This window comes from Cellulosimicrobium sp. BMG9.22, assembly GCF_059159975.1.
Genome location: NZ_JBZGBY010000002.1, coordinates 40,489 through 56,419, shown reverse-complemented (window position 1 = coordinate 56,419; position 15,931 = coordinate 40,489). Strand labels below are relative to the sequence as shown.

The window sequence follows — 15,931 nt, the reverse complement described above, 5'->3', positions numbered from 1 at the left end:
CCGGCCCGCGGCCTGGGAGAATGGATGCCATGACCACACCCGACCACGCCCAGCCCGCCACGCCGTCCGCGGAGGTCGCAGACGACGCGGCGCGCGAGCGCGCGCTGCGCGCCGGCCTGGAGGACTACGAGCTCGAGGACACCGACCTCGTCCTGCTCGACGCCGACGGCGAGGAGATCGAGGGCTACGAGCCCGAGGCCCCGCTGCCCGTCCTTGCCGTCGTCGGACGGCCCAACGTCGGCAAGTCGACCCTCGTCAACCGCATCATCGGGCGCCGCGAGGCCGTCGTCGAGGACAAGCCCGGCGTGACGCGCGACCGCGTGAGCTACCCCGCCGAGTGGGCCGGTCGCCGGTTCACGCTCGTCGACACGGGCGGCTGGGAGGTCGACGTCGCCGGGCTCGAGCACAAGGTCGCCGAGCAGGCCGAGGTCGCGATCTCGCTCGCCGACGCGGTGCTGTTCGTCGTGGACGCGACGGTCGGCGCCACCGCGACCGACGAGCGCGTCGTGCGCCTCCTGCGCGAGTCCGGCAAGCCCGTCGTGCTGTGCGCCAACAAGGTCGACGGGCAGTCGGGCGAGGCGGATGCCGCGTACCTGTGGGCACTCGGTCTCGGCGAGCCGCACCCGGTCTCGGCCCTGCACGGCCGCGGCACGGGCGACCTGCTCGAGGCTGCGATGAAGGCGCTGCCGACCGAGTCGGAGCACGGCGAGGTGCGGCCCACGGGCCCGCGTCGCGTGGCGCTCATCGGGCGGCCGAACGTCGGCAAGTCGTCGCTGCTCAACAAGATCGCGGGCGCCGACCGCGTCGTCGTCGACGAGACCGCGGGCACGACGCGCGACCCGGTCGACGAGCTCGTCTCGATCAAGGGCGTCCCGTACGTCCTCGTCGACACCGCGGGGATCCGCCGCCGCGTGCACCAGACCAAGGGCGCCGACTTCTACGCGTCGCTGCGCACGCAGGCCGCGATCGAGAAGGCGGAGATCGCCGTCGTCCTGGTCGACGCGTCGGTGCCGCTCACGGAGCAGGACACGCGCGTCATCTCGCAGGTCGTGGACGCGGGGCGTGCGCTCGTCATCGCGTACAACAAGTGGGACCTCATGGACGAGGACCGTCGCCCGTTCCTCGAGCGCGAGATCGAGAAGGACCTCGTGCAGGTCACGTGGGCGCCGCGCATCAACGTCTCCGCGCGCACCGGCTGGCACACCGACCGCCTCGTGCCCGCGATCCAGCGCTCGCTCGAGTCGTGGGACATGCGCATCCCGACCGGCCGCCTCAACGCGTTCCTCGGCGAGCTCGTCGCGGCGCACCCGCACCCCCTGCGCGGCGGCAAGCAGCCGCGCATCCTCTTCGCGACGCAGGCGTCCACACGTCCGCCGCGGTTCGTCGTCTTCGCGACGGGCTTCCTCGAGGCGGGCTACCGCCGCTTCATCGAGCGCCGCCTGCGCGAGACGTTCGGGTTCGAGGGCACGCCCATCGAGATCAGCGTGCGCGTGCGGGAGAAGCGCAAGCGGTGAGCCTGCGCGCGGGGAGCGTCTCGCCCTCGGGCGGCCCGGAGAGATCCGGGCGCCCGACGGCGGACCGCGCCCCGCGCGGGACCGGTGCCCCTCGCACCGGGATGGACCGGCGCGGGCGTGCGCTGCGGCTCGGGGTCGCCCGCGACACCGCCGCGGTGCGGCACCTCGTGACGTTCCTCGTCGTCGCCGTGGCGACCGTGCTCGTCACGCGGTTCCTCCTCGCCGCCTCGGGCTACCCGCAGGTCGGCGGGGGAGACCTGCACGTCGCGCACGTGCTGTGGGGCGGGCTCGGGATGGCGCTCGGGATCGTCGTCCTTCTGTCCTTCGTCGGGCCGACGCTGCGCTCGCTCGGGGCGGTGCTCGGCGGCGTCGGGTTCGGGCTGTTCGTCGACGAGATCGGCAAGTTCGTCACGTCCGACAACGACTACTTCTACCAACCGACCGCGGCGCTCATCTACGCGACCGTCGTGGCGCTCGTCCTGGTCGTCGAGGCGCTGCACGGGCGGCGGCGCCACCACGCGGCGGAGTACCTCGCGGTGGCCACGGACCGGGCGGTCGCCGGGGTCGCCGGCGGGTTCACCGTCACGGAGCGCGACGAGGCGCGCGCGCTCGTCGAGCTCGGGCGCGGCGAGCCGGGCGCCGAGGAAGTGTCGGCGCTCGTCGAGGCCGTGCCGCGCGACGACGTCGACCTCCCCGACCCGGTCCGCGCGCTCGTGCGCCGGTCGTCGGAATGGTTCTCCGCCGCGCTCGAGCGGCGGTGGGCCCGGGTGCTCGTCGTGGTGCTCGTACTCGGGACGGCGGCGGGGTCGCTGGTCGCCGGTATCCGCGTGCTCGTCCGGGACATCGACGTGCCGTCGTGGGTCGGCGTCGGGATCGCCGTCGGGGCCGCGGCGACGGCCGCGTGCGTCGTGACGGGCGTGCTGCGGGCGCGCGGCGGGCAGAGCGCGGACCGTCGCGCGGGGGCCGTCTGGGTGCGGCGCGGCGTGCTCGTGTCGCTGCTGCTCACGCAGCTGCTCGTGTTCCGCGCGCTGCAGTGGGTCGGCGTCGCGGGGCTGGTCGTGGACCTGCTCGTGCTCGCGGCGCTCGGCGCCGCGCTGGGCGGCGACGACGAGCGCCGTCGGACACCGCCGCGCGGCGCCGACCCGAGCACGCCGCCGCGAGATAGCGACGCACGGCCCAGATAGCGACGCACGGCCCCTGAGGAGCCCCGTCTCGCGCGGTACGTCGCTATCTCGCGAGCGTCAGACGCCGGCGGTGACCTGGTGTCCGGTCGGACCCCTCGTGTCGGCTGGGCGCTAGCTCAGTTCCAACGTTGCCCGAAGGTCGGCGCCGTCCGTCACGACCATTGCGTCGTCGCGTAGTTCCTCTGGGAGGTGCGGCAGGAGGCTCGCGTCGGGCACGGATGTCGGGCAGCCGACCGCGAGGACCGCCAGCGAACCGACCCCCGCGAGCTCGACGATCACGTCCCGGCGGACGGCCCGGTGCCGCAGCCGCTCGTCCACGACGAAACCTGCGCGATCGTACGCGGAGACGGCACGCTCGCTGCTGTGCACGACGACGCGCTCGACGCCGAGCCGGCCCGCCTGCGCGACCACGGCCTCGACCAGACGTGACCCGAGCCCGGCGTCCCGCGCGTCGGGCACCACGTACACGCTCTGCAGGTCCCCGCTGCGGCGGTGCGGCGCTCGCGGGCTGGGCACGCGCGCTGTGAGCGCGAGCCAGGCCATGCCGATCACCGCACCCTCCCGCTCGGCGACGAAGCACCGGTGGGTCCTGGCCTGCTCGCGGGCCCACCCGGCGAACGCCTCGACGAACTCGTCCTCGTCGAGGACGTCTGTCGCGCCGTTCTCCTCGACCACCCACCGCCACCGCAGTCTCGCGACGGCGGCGACGTCGTCGGGGCGGGCCGGCCGGATCGTCACCTCGTGCATCGGCCCATCATCGGTCATCGCCGCCAGGGCGCGACGACGCGGGTTCTGCCAGGATCGAGCCATGTCCGAGGGATGGAGCACGCGCCGTGTCGAGGTGGAGGGGCGCGAGGTCTTCGTGCGCCTCGGGCCGGAGGTGCCCGGCGCGGTGCCGCTCGTGCACGTCCACGGGTTCGCGGTCTCGGGGAGGAGCCTCGTGCCGACGGCGGAACGGCTCGCGCAGCGGGCGACCAACGTCGTCCCGGACCTCCCCGGCTACGGGCGCAGCGAGGACCCGGCGCACGCGCTCGGCATCCCGGCGCTCGCGTGGTCCCTGCTCGACCTGCTGGACGCGCTCGAGCTGGAACGTGTCGTCCTTGTCGGCAACTCGATGGGTTGCCCGGTCAGCCTCGAGGTCGCGCACGCCGCGCCGGAGCGGGTGGCCGGCATCGTGCTCGCATCGCCGGCCGGCGGGGTGCACAACCAGCCGTTCGTGCGCGCCCTGACCCAGCTCGCGCGGGACGCCGGACGCGAGAGCCCGAGGATGGCGCGCATCGCGGTGCCCGACTACGCGCGGTTCGGGCCGATGAATGCGCTGCAGGTCTTCGCCGAGCTGGCCCGCTTTCCGTCGCTCGAACGCATGATCCGGGTGCCCGTGCCCACGCTCGCGGCCATCGGCACGCGCGACCCCCTGATGCCGCCGCCGTGGCGCGTGCGGGAGGTCGCAGCGCTCGCGCCGCCGCACGTGACGGTCGTGGCGATCGAGGGCGCGGCGCACGCGATGAACTTCAGCCACCCCGGTGAGCTCGCGCACGCGATCGGGTGCTGGCTCGACGGGCGGGACATCACGGACGCGCCTGACGAGCCGGGCGTGGCGCGCGTGCTCCAGGTCGCGCGGGGCGCGGGACCGGTGGTCTGATCCCGACGGCGGGTGTCGGAGCCCAGCGCTAGCCTGCGAGGCGTGGCGATCACCTGGGCCCAGGCGCTCGCGTGGCGGGCGCGGCGGCACCTGCTCGAGCCGGTCGGCGACGACCCGGCCGAGCACGTCGTCGCGCGGCTCGGCGCCGTCCCGGCCGCCTCCGACGACGCGGCCGAGCTCGCCGTTCGCGTACGGCAGCGCGCGTCGGAGCCGGGCGAGGTCGCTCGGGCGGTCGCGGACGGACGGCTCGTGCGGACGTATGCGTTCCGGGGCGCGAACCATCTCCTCACACCCGAGGACGGCGGCGCCTACCTGGCACTGCGCCGGGCCGGACGGATGTGGGAACGGACGAGCTGGCAGGAGTACTACCGCCTGACGCCCGCGGAGTGGCCGGATCTGCGCGCCGTCGTGCGCGACGCGCTGGCCGACGGCCCCCTCACGCGCGCCGAGCTCGGCGACGCCGTGGCGTCGCACGCCCGGTTCGCCCACCTGCGCCCGTCGTTCGGCGACGGCACGGACACTCTCCTCAAGCCGCTCGCGTGGTTCGGTGACATGAGCTTCGCCCCGTCGGGCGACGGCCGGTCGGCGTTCCAGCGCCTCGACACGAACCCGCTCTGGGTGGACTGGCCCGACCTCGACGCCGCGGGCCGGCACGCGATCGTCGCGTACCTGCGCACGTACGGGCCTGCGACCCCGGACCGCGTCCACTACTGGTTGGGCCAGGGGCTGGGCGCCGGCCGCGGTCGCCTGGACCGCTGGCTGGGGGACCTGCGTGGCGACGTGATGGCCGAGGTCGACGTCGAGGGCGAGCGCGCGCTCGTGCTGCGCGCGGACGCGGACGGGCTGGAGGCGACGGTCGCGACGTCGGTGGTCCGCCTGCTGTCGGTGTTCGACCAGTGGGTGCTCGGCCCGGGGACGTCGGACGCGCACGTCGTGCCGCCTGCGCACCGCGCCGTGGTGAGCCGCGGGGCGGCGGTCGTCACCGTGGGCGGCGTCGTCGCGGGGACGTGGGCCGCCGCGGGTGACGAGCTGCGGGTGTCCTGGTTCGACGGCGCTGCTGCACCGCACGACGTCCTCGCTGCGGCACCCACGCGGCTGGGTGGCCTGCTGGACCGCGACCTTCGGCTCGTCGAGGTCGGGTGAGCGCGGGCGCGCAGTGCGCGGCCAGCAGGTCGGTGACCGGGTCACGGGAGGACAATGACGGGATGACGACGGCAGGGCCCGCGTCGTCGGGCGACGACGCTGCGCGTCTGACTGACGCGCAGCGGGCGCTGCGTGCCCAGATCCTCGCGACCGAGCACTGGAGCCTGCTGGCGTCGCGCTCGACCACGCAGAGCGAGGTCCTCACGCGCATCGCGATCTTCCTCACGCTCGTGTCCGCCGGGGTCTTCAGCCTGGGCGTGCTCGGGAACGCGACGGGCTTCCGCGGCAGGTTCGGCGCGGTCGCGGTAGGGGTGCTGCTCCTGCTCGCGCTGCTCGGCGCGGTGACGCAGCTGCGCGTCATCAACACCGGGGTGGAGGACCTCGCGCACGTGCTCGCGATGAACCGCCTGCGCGGGGCGTACGTGGACCTGGACCCGGGCGTCGAGCCGTACTTCCTCATGTCGGCGGCCGACGACCGGGCAGGCGCGGAGCGCACCTACTACCCCTTCGCGTCGCGTGACCGGACCCAGGTGCTCGCGAGCTCGATGCTGCTCATCGCCGTCGTGGAGTCGGCGCTCGTCGGCATGCTGTGCGGGGCCACGGTCCGGCTGGTCACGGGCTCGGTAGGGTGGGGGATCGTCGTCGGGGTGGTCGGTGCGGTCGTGTCGTTCCTCGTGTGGGCGCGCCACGGGTACCGGGCCTACCGGCGCGTGTGGCGCGTGCACGAGCCGCTGCGCCGCAGCAGCCCCGGCGGCGCGGGGCCGAGCCGCCGGTCCCCGTGAGGTCACACGACGCTGAGGTCACACGACGCTGAGGTCACACGACGAGTCCATCCCGGGCACGTCCACGATCAGCGACGCCGGATCCCCTGAGCGAACAGGTCGAGGACAGCGATGATCCCGTCGTGCTGCCAGACACGGTTCCGGCGCAGACCGCTGCGCTCGCGGAGGATGCCTGCGTCGGAGAGCTGGCTCAACGCTCGCTGCGCGGTGACGTCGCTGAAGCCGAGGTGGTCGCGCAGGAACGCTGCGTTGACGACCGGATGCGCCACGAGGTGCGGGACGACCTTCCAGGCAGAGGCCTGGGGTCGTAGGCCGACGAGCCGGTCTCGTGCGTCGTTGACCTGTGCGGCGAGGTCGTCGACGAGCCGCGCGCCGGCCGTCGCGGCGTACCGGCTCGCGCGCGAGAACTGTTCGACGATCGGCCAGGCGTCCCCCGAGCGATACGCGGTCAGGGCATCGAAGTAGGCCTCGGTGTCCACGAGCAGTCCGGCGGAGACCGGTGCGATCGTGCTCCGGGTGAGTCCCTTGGAGCGGAGCATGGCGTGGACGAGGGCACGTCCGGTGCGCCCGTTGCCGTCCGTGAACGGGTGGATGGTCTCGAGCTGGGCGTGCGCGACGGCCGTCTGGACGACGATGGGGAGATCCTCTCGGCGCACGAAGGCGACCAGATCAGCCATCGCCCCTGGCACGAGCTCCGGCTGAGGCCCGACGTGCGTGGCGCCACGAGGGCTGATGCTCGAGGACCCGACCCAGACGAGGGCTGATGCTCGAGGACCCGACCCAGACGAGGGTCTGCCGGTATCGACCCGCGTGGTCCTCCCACCCGGGCTGCCCGGCGAGAAGCTCGCGGTGCATCGTGAGGATCGAGTCCTCGTCGATCTTGTCGGCGATGTCCAGCGCGGCCTGCATGGCGCGCACGTTCGCGACGACGGTGCGGGCGTTGGTACTCGTCGTCTGGTGGATCTCTGCGAGCGCCAGCTGCTTGGCGCCGACCGTGAGGTTCTCGATCTGCGACGAGGACGCCGACTCGGTGCGCAGCAGGATCGACGCCATCGGTCCGAGGGTGGGGCTGTCAGGTCCGAGGGTGGAGCTGGCGTAGGAGTCGAACCGCGCGAGAGCAGCGGCTGCCTCCTCCGCGTCGGCGGAGTGCCGAGGCGACAGGCCAGGGGAATGGTCTGCGATGAGGGCTGGCAGGCTGGATTCGTACGGGCCCGATCCCGCGGCGACCTGGGCACGTGTGGACATGCCGTCGTTCTCCGCGACCCAGGCGTGGGTCTCGTATCCGACGGGCGTGATGGCGATGCCGTCCTGTGTGTCCACGCTCGCACCTTACTTACAGTTTCGGCCAAACTGTAAGTAGGGGCGGACCTCTACGCACACGTGAAGGTCCGCGTTCGGTGTGGCGAGGGCCACGTGCACGCGGTGCCACTCAGGTCGAAGTCGTGCACCAGATGGATGCATCATGTATCTATGCCTCGCACGACCAGCGGTTCTGCCACGGAGCAGGCCTACCGACACGTGAAGTCCCTCGTCCTCGACGGCACGCTGCCCGGCGGGTCGATGACGAGCGAGGGCGAGATCGCCGAGCAGCTCGGCGTGAGCCGCACGCCGGTGCGCGAGGCGTTCCTGCGCCTGGAGACCGAGGGCCTGCTGCGCCTCTACCCGAAGCGCGGCGCGCTCGTCGTCCCCGTCGCGCCAGGGGAGGCGGACGCCGTCCTCGACGCGCGTCTGCTCGTCGAGACCCACGCCGCGCAGACCGTCGTGCGCCTGCCCGACGCCGAGCTCGCGACCCTCGTCGCGCTCCTGCGCGACCTCGTCACGGCGCAGGAGGCCGCGGTCGCCGACGGCGACGTCGCGGAGTACGCGACCCTCGACGCGCGCTTCCACCAGGAGATCGTCGCCGCGGGTGGCAACGCGCTGCTCACGACGTTCTTTGTGAGCCTGCGCGAGCGCCAGCAGCGCATGGTCGCGCACAGCGTCCGGTGGGACCCGAGCCGCGCGACGACGTTCGTCGCCGGGCACCGAGCGCTGATCGACGCGCTCGAGGTGCGCGACACCCGCACGTACAAGCGCCGCATCCAACGCCACCTCGAGGACGCGAGGTCGGGTCTGTGAGCGCGGTCTCGATGTCGGCGACCGAGGGCGAGACCGCGGCCTCCGCGCGTGGGGCGAGCGCCGCCGTCGGGCCGCGGGCGTGGGTCGCCGTCGCGGCGGTGATGTTCGCCGTCGCGTGGGGCGGCAACGAGTTCACGCCTCTGCTCGTCATGTACCGGGAGGTGGGGCACTTCTCGGCGGTGACCGTCGACGCGCTGCTCGCCGCGTACGTGCTCGGCATCGTGCCCGCGCTGCTGCTCGGCGGACCGCTCGCCGACCGGTACGGGCGGCGGCCACTGCTGCTGCCCGCGGCGCCGATCGGGCTCGCCGGGTCGCTCGTGCTCGCGGCGGGGGAGTCGTCGGCCGCGCTGCTCGCGACCGGGCGGGTGCTGTGCGGGGTCGCGCTCGGCCTCGTCATGGCCGTGGGCACCACGTGGGTCAAGGAGCTCAGCGACGCGGCGTCCCGCACGTCCGGGGTGCCCGACGGCGGCTCCGGCGCCCGGCGCGCCGGCCTCGCCCTCACGCTGGGGTTCCTCGTCGGGGCGGGCGTCGCGGCGGTGCTCGCGCAGTGGGCGCCGTGGCCGACGCACACCGCCTATCTGCTGCACGCGGCGCTCGCCGTCGCGGCGGGCGTGTGGGTGCTCGGCGTGCCGGAGACGCGCGTCGCGGCCGACGGCGCCGCTCGCGGTCGGCTGCGCGACGACCTGCGCGTGCCGGCCGTCGCGCACCGGCGGTTCCTGCGCGTCGTCGTGCCGGTGGCGCCCTGGGTGTTCGGATGCGCGGGCAGCGCGTACGCCGTGCTGCCGGGGCTCGTTTCCACGAGCGCGGGGAGTGCGCCCATCGCGTTCTCCGGCCTCATGACGGTGCTCGGTCTCGGCTGCGGCGTCGGGATCCAGGTGCTCGGCCGCCTCATCGACACCCGGCACAGCGCACGGGCGTCCGTCGTCGCGATGTCGATCGTCGTGGTCGGGATGGGGCTCGGCGCGCTCGCGTCGGCGCGCCTCGACCTCCCGACGGCGCTCGTCGCCGCGATGGTGCTCGGCGCCGGGTACGGGCTCGCGCTCGTCGCCGGGCTCAGCGAGGTGCAGCGCATCGCGACGCCCGACGACCTCGCCGGGCTCACGGCCGTGTACTACTCGCTCACGTACGTCGGGTTCTGCGTGCCCGTGGCGCTCGCGGCGCTGTCCGTGCGGTGGACGTACGCGCAGATGTTCCTCGGCGGGCTGGTCATCGCCGCGGTGTGCCTGGCGATCGTCGCGAGCGCGTGGCGCGCGCACCTGCCGACGGGGGAGGACGACGCCGCTGCTCAGGGCGTGGACGAGACCCGCAGCACAGCCGCGACCGGGGCAAACGGTGCGCTGGAGGCGTCGCGGATGGGGTAGAGTATCCGAGGCTTCACGGGGCCAGGACGCGCGGTGTTGTGCAGCGTGTGAGGGCCAGTGATCCAGCCACGGGCTGTGGCGCAGCTTGGTAGCGCACCTGACTGGGGGTCAGGGGGTCGCAGGTTCAAATCCTGTCAGCCCGACCGTGTGATGTCTCACGACATCGCGGACAGCCGGACCTACGTTTTCGTAGGTCCGGCTTTTCGTTGTTCGGGGTCTGGGCGGTGTTGTCGGCCGGTGGGCTGGTAGTCGCGTGCGGGGTCGAGGGTGAGCTCGCGCAGGATCTCGCCGGTGGCGCGGTCGATGACGTGGATGTCGAGGTCGCCGTCGCGGTGGTCCCGGTCTAGCCCAGGCGACGTATTCACCGGTATCGTCTGCCCGTGACCTCAGCGATCAACTCAGCGATCTTGAAGCTTGTGCGGCGTGCGGAGGTCAATCAGACCGACGAACTCGTCCGCACTTTCGTAAGCGCTGGTCCAATACTTGAGCTTCTTGCATCGCAAGATCATCAGGTGGTATACGGGAGGCGAGGCACGGGAAAGACCCACGTACTTCAGTTCCTGGCGGAGCAAACTCAGACCGCCGGGGATGTCCCGGTATACGTTGACTTGCGAACTATCGGCTCCAATGGCGGAATCTATGGTGACCGCTCTGTTCCGTTGCCCGAGCGTGGGACCCGGCTCCTAGTTGACGTACTGAGCCACGTCTACAACGCACTGAGCATCCAAGTGCTCGAGGCTGACGAAGTAGGTGGCTTTGACTACTCAGTGTCGATGAGGCATCTGGATGACCTGGAACGAGCAATTACTGATGTTCGCGTCAGCGGTGACGAAGAGCGAGCGATCACTAGGCAGCGATCCGAGGAATCTCGGGCGCGGGTTGGCTTCACCTTAACTCGCTCGAATGGCGGATTCGAGGCGAACGCTGAGGATGCCGCCGCCAGTTCGGAAGAGGTTGCAGTACGTGTTCAAGGCCCTCGGCGCTACCATGTTCATTTCGGTGCCGTGTCGCAGGCCGTGGCGGGCCTTGCTCAGAGCTTGCCGGGCCGATTGTGGCTGATTCTCGATGAGTGGTCCGATGTGCCGCTCGACCTGCAACCGCTGCTCGCGGACCTACTTCGGCGCTGCGTCTTGCCCGTGCAGAATGTCAGCGTAAAAATAGGCGCAATCGAACAGCGGAGCAACTTCTCCGAGCCCGATGGGGTCGGAGGCTATATTGGTTTCGAACTCGGTGCGGACATCTTCGCCGACCTTGAGCTCGATGACTTCATGGTCTTTGGTAACGACGAGGATAAGGCAAAGGCATTCTTTGCCGAACTCCTATTTCGGCACGTATCGAGTTTCTTGGCTGAGGGCGACTCGGCGCAGATAGGCACGGCGGATGAATTTGTTAGGCGCGCCTTCACTCAGAGAAACGCCTTTGCCGAGTTTGTGCGTGCAGTAGAAGGGGTGCCCCGAGACGCAATCAACGTTGCCATTCACGCTGCCCGGTTGGCGGTCGATGACCCGATCTCTGTCCCGCACGTCAGGCAGGCGGCCCGCCAATGGTACCTCAGGGACAAAGAAAAGTCAGTTCAGGCCAACGAGCGCGCGATTGAGCTTCTTCATTGGATCATTGACGAAGTGATCGGTACGCGAAAGGCTCGCGCCTTCCTGCTCGAGCAGGGCCAATCGGGGCGACACGAGCTCATTATCGCATTGTACGACTCCAGGGTTCTACACGTCATCAAGCGAGGGGTGTCGGCAAACGACCGCCCTGGGAAGCGGTTCGACGTTTTTACATTGGATTTTGGGTGCTATGTCGAGCTCGTTTCGACAACCGCTGCGCCGCAGGGCCTATTCGAGGTAGACGATGAAAGCGACCATGCCGAATTTGTCACAGTTCCGAAGGATGACTATCGTTCTATTCGAAGGGCTGTACTGGATCTCGAGACGTTTGAGCAGGCCAACTGAGATCGCCAATGCGAGCGCGTCTTGGTGGCAAGCTCGCGACTCGGGTCCCAAGCGAAATCTGCGTACGCGTGTGCCAAGTTGGCCTCGCTACGAGTACGGTATGGCGCTCAGTGGCTTCTCCTTCAGGAAATTAGCCAAGGTGTGACGATGCTCTATTGGTCGAGTCCGCGTGCTCGCCAGCCTGAAATAACGCTAGACGTCCTCGACATAGATGTGGAGTACCTCGCTGCCTGCGGGCACCGGGTTTCCGTTACCGGTGTCATTTTTTAGCCGAGCCATATTGAAGCGCAGAACTGGTCCACGGTCGCCCATAACGTAGTTCGCGAGAACTGCCTTATCGGATGGCGATGCAATGACCAGTTGATCACAAGCGGCCGCTGAATAGCTGTTTACATCACGTACGCGACTCGCATCTACGATGTAGCGCTCGTCGGAGCCGCCGTCTCTGCCTAGCACAAGAAGGTGGTTCGGTCCTAGCGGGAAGCGGATCTCGTGCGCGCCGTCGAAGCCAGTCCCCTGAAACAGATAACGCCTTGGCTGCCACGTTGCGACCGGACGATCGGACGTGATGAACCTCCCGCTTTGCGCAGTCTCCACGCGCCATGCCCGCCTCTCGAGCAGTGGAGCGAGCAACTCCACATGCCGTATTGCGACCTCGAGCGCCTCCTTGTTGGTGGGCACACCGTCACTAAGGCTATGGTTTACGTAGATCAATGCACCTTCTACTTCGCCGGCCAACGGCTCGCTCCCAAGTTTTTGTGCTAGATACTCACGCATTTCATCGGACGTAATCGGGTAATGGCCGATCGCCTCATAGACACGTGTTGGGAAAAGATACCTGCCTAGTACTGCGGGCGTGCGCGCGTGCTGGAACGCGATTGCTTCGGCAACCTCGCGTCGGTCTGCTGTACCTCTTCGGGGTGCGCGGTGTTGGCGGATTCGCGCTAGCAACTCGGGGAGTCGTGGCTCAACGTGCTGTGAAAGTGCTACCTCGAAACTGTCGTCGGGGCGGCCGTCAACATCAATCGTGTAGAGATTGCCCTCGAGGGCCACGTTTTTCATCGAGGTAACAAAAGTCTTGTCATTGCGACGCTTGCGCGCCGCAACTCGTTCGTCCATATCTGCCCACGCCGACATGTAGGCGATGGGTAGGTAGTGATGCCTCTTCCGTCGCGGTTCGTGCGGGGCACCTGGTACTGGAGCTGTCCTGGGTGATGTCACGGACACATTGTGTCGTACGGCACTGACAGTGTCCGCGGCGACGATGGTGCGCAACCTGTCTGCTCGCGTGATCGGGACTCGCCGCGGTCGCTTTGGCGTCGCCCCGGGAAGGTCAGCGCGAACTTCGAGGCTCACCACGTCGTGGTGATGGCTCGCTCCTAGTTTGGCCCGACATTGCTCTGGAAGAGCGCAATATGCGATTGACGGAGTTTCCGCGAGCATGAGCGTGGGCGTCGGGCTGGTCACTACCAGGTTGACCGGCCGGATGACCAGCCCGGTTGGCGGGACTGTGGAGGAGCTGGCGCCTTGGCGGGCCGCATAGCCGTCATGATGGTCAGAGGAATGAGTTCGACCGCGTCGCCTTCATGGCGGGAGTTGGCAGGCGCTGTTCCGCTGACAGGTGAATGTCGGTGGGACTTGTCGTGTGCCGCGACGCCCCTGAGCCTCGCGGGTGCCGGACACGGCCAGACTTTGGCGAAGCGTGCAGGTGTGGGAATCGATGTATCGAGCAATGAAGCGCTAGTGCTAGAACTAGCGTGTCCGCAGTGAAGGCGCCGTCGGCTTACGAATGTGCACATGGATTGAAATTCCGCCGTCTCCCGGTGCATCCGAAACAGTGCCCGGCGATGTCAGCGGCTCAGGTGCCACGCACGCACCAGGAACGCGCCTACGCTCAGGGCATGCCGACAGTCCTCCTCGTCCGCCATGGCCGCACGACCGCGAACGCGGGAGGGATCCTTGCCGGCCGTGCGGCGAGAGTGCACCTCGACGCCACGGGCGAGGACCATGCGGTCCGGGCCGCGAAGCGTGTCGGGAGCGTCCCGCTGCTGCGCGTCGTGACGAGTCCGCTCGAACGGTGCCGGCAGACCGCGCGGGCACTGCTCGACCACCAGCCGGGGGCCCCGGAGATGGTGACCGAGCACGGGATCACCGAATGTGACTACGGGCAGTGGCAGGGGCGCGCGCTGAAGGATCTGGCCAAGGAGCCGTTGTGGTCCGTCGTGCAGACGCAGCCGTCGGCTGCGATCTTCCCCGGCGGCGAGTCGCTCGCGGCGATGCAGGCCCGGAGCGTCGAAGCGATCCGGCGCCACGACGCCGAAGTCGCGGCACGCTACGGGGACGACGCGGTCTGGGCTGCGGTCTCGCACGGGGACGTGATCAAGTCCGTGCTGGCCGACGCGCTGGGGATGCACCTGGACCTGTTCCAGCGCATCGTCGTCGGCCCGGCGTCGATCTCGATCGTCCGGTACGGCGCGCACCGCCCGGAGGTGGTGGCCGTCAACACCGATGCCGGCGACCTCTCGTGGCTGCGCACGGCTGCGCCCGTCGGCGATGCGCCGGTCGGGGGCGGTGCCGGGCCGGTAGAGCCCGACGACCCGAGCGATGTCCAGGCGTCCTGACGTCCGACCCGCGGCTGTCCGTCAACCACGTCGCGACCGCTCGTAGAGTGAGGGCATGCCCACTCTCGTCCATGAGTACGACTGGCCCGACCGCGTCGTCGTCGGGACCGTCGGGATGCCCGGTTCCCGCACGTTCTACCTGCAGGCTCGCTCCGGCAACCGGACGACGAGCGTCGCCCTCGAGAAGGAGCAGTCCGCCGTCCTCGCCGAGACCGTCCAGCGCCTGCTCGACGAGCTGATGGAGGCGCCCGACAACCGGTACAGCGTCCCCGCCGAGGTGCCCGCCGAGCTGATCGACGACGACCCGCTGGACCTTCCGGTCGAGGAGGAGTTCCGGACGGGGTCGATGCGGCTCGCCTGGGATCCCCGCACGGCGCAGGTGATCGTCGAGGCGTTCCCGTTCGTGGACGACGACGAGCTGGACCCTGAGGCGGACGAGCCGGAGCCCGCGGAGGCGCTCGTGGTCCGGATGCCCGTCGGCACGGCCCGCGCGTTCGCGCAGCGCACGCGCGCCGTCGTGCTCGCGGGCCGCCCCGCCTGCCCGCACTGCGGTGCACCGATGGACCCCGACGGGCACGAGTGCGCGTTGCCCGACGAGGCGTGACGACGCCGGACGGCGACCTCGACGCGGCGCCGCTCGACGTCGTCGGACGCATCCGCGTCGCGTCCAACGCGACGTTCCTCGCGCGGATCGGGGGCGTCGAGGTCGTGTACAAGCCGGTGGCCGGCGAGAAGCCGCTGTGGGACTTCCCGGAGGGCACGCTGGCGGGCCGGGAGGTGGCCGCGTACCTCGTCTCGGAGTCGCTCGGCTGGGGGATCGTGCCGCGCACGTGGCTGCGCGACGGACCGCTGGGTCCCGGCATGGTGCAGCTCTGGCAGCAGGTGGACGAGGTGCAGTCGCCGGTCGACGTCGTGCCGACGGACGAAGTGCCCACCGACGGTGTGCGGACGGTGCTGGAGGGCGTCGACGAGGATGACCGTCCGGTGAGCGTGATCCACGAGGACTCCCCGGCGCTGCGGCGCATGGCGGTGTTCGACGCGGTCGTGAACAACGCCGACCGCAAGGGCGGGCACGTGCTGCCGCTGCCCGACGGGCGGCGCCTCGGCGTCGACCACGGCGTCACCTTCCACGTCGAGCCCAAGCTGCGGACGGTCCTCTGGGGCTGGCTCGGCGAGAGCCTCGACGACGACGAGCTGGCCGGCGTCGAGCGCGTGCGGGCCGCCCTGGGCAGCGACCACGACGGCGATCTCGGCCGCCGTCTGGCCGAGCTCCTCGCGCCCGACGAGGTGACCGCCCTCGCCGAGCGCTGCGACCGACTGCTGCACGCCTCGCGGTTCCCCGCGCCGGAGGGCGACATGCCCGCCGTCCCGTGGCCGCTGTTCTGACCGGGCCACGGGCCGGCACACGCTGACCGCGCCCGGGGTCTTGACAGCGATGTCACACCCCACGATGCTCGCAGGGGAACGGGCCGATGGTTGCCGGAGCGACGCGCTGGAGCGTCAGCGTGGCGACGACGGCCGGGCAACGTCTCCGTGCCGGCGTCCCGCCGAGGGGACGACGCGTGCGGTCGACATCGAGGTGGCACGTCGACCGGTGACACCGCCCGCTCACGACAC

15 protein-coding genes and 1 tRNA gene are annotated in these 15,931 nt (G+C 70.4%); 12 read left to right on the top strand and 4 right to left on the bottom strand.

Translation table 11 applies throughout. The features are described from left to right. Positions 1–20 precede the first annotated feature (20 nt). Together der and AC4H2H_RS02130 are read left to right on the top strand one after the other, a co-directional pair. Positions 21–1,514 (top strand): ribosome biogenesis GTPase Der, encoded by a 1,494-nt coding sequence (gene der, locus AC4H2H_RS02135; RefSeq protein ID WP_494369171.1) that lies wholly within the window; start codon positions 21–23, stop codon positions 1,512–1,514. Further along, positions 1,511–2,698, top strand: coding sequence for a hypothetical protein (locus tag AC4H2H_RS02130; RefSeq protein WP_494369170.1), 1,188 nt, complete (start codon positions 1,511–1,513; stop codon positions 2,696–2,698). Before der ends, AC4H2H_RS02130 begins: the two co-directional genes overlap by 4 nt. A gap of 111 nt (positions 2,699–2,809) precedes the next feature. On the opposite strand, the gene AC4H2H_RS02125 is transcribed toward AC4H2H_RS02130, so the two are convergent. Continuing rightward, positions 2,810–3,508 (bottom strand): GNAT family N-acetyltransferase, encoded by a 699-nt coding sequence (locus AC4H2H_RS02125; protein WP_494369169.1) that lies wholly within the window; start codon positions 3,506–3,508, stop codon positions 2,810–2,812. Here AC4H2H_RS02125 and AC4H2H_RS02120 point away from each other — a divergent pair. The 3 genes from AC4H2H_RS02120 (at position 3,507) to AC4H2H_RS02110 (ending at position 6,265) form a co-directional block, all read left to right on the top strand. Then, complete coding sequence (locus AC4H2H_RS02120; RefSeq protein WP_494369168.1) at positions 3,507–4,340, top strand: alpha/beta fold hydrolase; 834 nt, start codon at positions 3,507–3,509, stop codon at positions 4,338–4,340. The genes AC4H2H_RS02125 and AC4H2H_RS02120 overlap by 2 nt on opposite strands. Positions 4,341–4,382: 42 nt before the next feature. Next, positions 4,383–5,483 (top strand): DNA glycosylase AlkZ-like family protein, encoded by a 1,101-nt coding sequence (locus tag AC4H2H_RS02115; protein ID WP_494369167.1) that lies wholly within the window; start codon positions 4,383–4,385, stop codon positions 5,481–5,483. A gap of 62 nt (positions 5,484–5,545) precedes the next feature. Beyond that, positions 5,546–6,265 carry a hypothetical protein gene (locus AC4H2H_RS02110; protein ID WP_494369166.1) on the top strand — a complete coding sequence of 240 codons (720 nt, stop codon included), beginning with the start codon at positions 5,546–5,548 and terminating at the stop codon, positions 6,263–6,265. Positions 6,266–6,333: 68 nt separating this feature from the next. On the opposite strand, the gene AC4H2H_RS02105 is transcribed toward AC4H2H_RS02110, so the two are convergent. Beyond that, on the bottom strand, positions 6,334–6,942 hold the full coding sequence (locus AC4H2H_RS02105; protein ID WP_494369165.1) for a Fic family protein: 609 nt from the start codon (positions 6,940–6,942) through the stop codon (positions 6,334–6,336). After that, positions 6,935–7,585: a Fic/DOC family N-terminal domain-containing protein gene (locus tag AC4H2H_RS02100; RefSeq protein WP_494369164.1), complete on the bottom strand. Its 651-nt coding sequence runs from the start codon at positions 7,583–7,585 to the stop codon at positions 6,935–6,937. Before AC4H2H_RS02100 ends, AC4H2H_RS02105 begins: the two co-directional genes overlap by 8 nt. A 150-nt stretch (positions 7,586–7,735) precedes the next feature. Between AC4H2H_RS02100 and AC4H2H_RS02095 the strand changes: the two genes are divergently transcribed. The 4 genes from AC4H2H_RS02095 (at position 7,736) to AC4H2H_RS02080 (ending at position 11,693) form a co-directional block, all read left to right on the top strand. Further along, on the top strand, positions 7,736–8,380 hold the full coding sequence (locus AC4H2H_RS02095; RefSeq protein WP_494369163.1) for a GntR family transcriptional regulator: 645 nt from the start codon (positions 7,736–7,738) through the stop codon (positions 8,378–8,380). Then, on the top strand, positions 8,377–9,741 hold the full coding sequence (locus AC4H2H_RS02090) for an MFS transporter (protein WP_494369162.1): 1,365 nt from the start codon (positions 8,377–8,379) through the stop codon (positions 9,739–9,741). Before AC4H2H_RS02095 ends, AC4H2H_RS02090 begins: the two co-directional genes overlap by 4 nt. 69 nt (positions 9,742–9,810) lie before the next feature. Then, positions 9,811–9,884: transfer RNA gene (locus AC4H2H_RS02085), tRNA-Pro, on the top strand. A 237-nt stretch (positions 9,885–10,121) separates the two neighbouring features. Then, on the top strand, positions 10,122–11,693 hold the full coding sequence (locus tag AC4H2H_RS02080; RefSeq protein ID WP_494369161.1) for an ORC-CDC6 family AAA ATPase: 1,572 nt from the start codon (positions 10,122–10,124) through the stop codon (positions 11,691–11,693). A 192-nt stretch (positions 11,694–11,885) separates the two neighbouring features. Here the strand turns inward: AC4H2H_RS02080 and AC4H2H_RS02075 are convergent, their stop codons facing one another. Further along, the gene (locus AC4H2H_RS02075) at positions 11,886–13,136 is read right to left on the bottom strand and encodes a DUF4238 domain-containing protein (protein ID WP_494369341.1); all 1,251 of its coding nucleotides are present in this window, start codon (positions 13,134–13,136) and stop codon (positions 11,886–11,888) included. Positions 13,137–13,594: 458 nt separating this feature from the next. On the opposite strand from AC4H2H_RS02075, the gene AC4H2H_RS02070 reads away from it, so the two are divergent. From AC4H2H_RS02070 to AC4H2H_RS02060, 3 genes are read left to right on the top strand one after another with little or no spacing between them, the layout of a single operon-like run. Continuing rightward, positions 13,595–14,314, top strand: a complete 720-nt coding sequence (locus AC4H2H_RS02070) for an MSMEG_4193 family putative phosphomutase (RefSeq protein WP_494369160.1) — start codon at positions 13,595–13,597, stop codon at positions 14,312–14,314. 55 nt (positions 14,315–14,369) lie between these two features. Further along, the gene (locus AC4H2H_RS02065; protein ID WP_494369159.1) at positions 14,370–14,918 is read left to right on the top strand and encodes a DUF3090 domain-containing protein; all 549 of its coding nucleotides are present in this window, start codon (positions 14,370–14,372) and stop codon (positions 14,916–14,918) included. After that, positions 14,915–15,700: an SCO1664 family protein gene (locus AC4H2H_RS02060; protein ID WP_494369158.1), complete on the top strand. Its 786-nt coding sequence runs from the start codon at positions 14,915–14,917 to the stop codon at positions 15,698–15,700. The genes AC4H2H_RS02065 and AC4H2H_RS02060 overlap by 4 nt, the downstream gene beginning before the upstream one ends. Positions 15,701–15,931 lie beyond the last annotated feature (231 nt).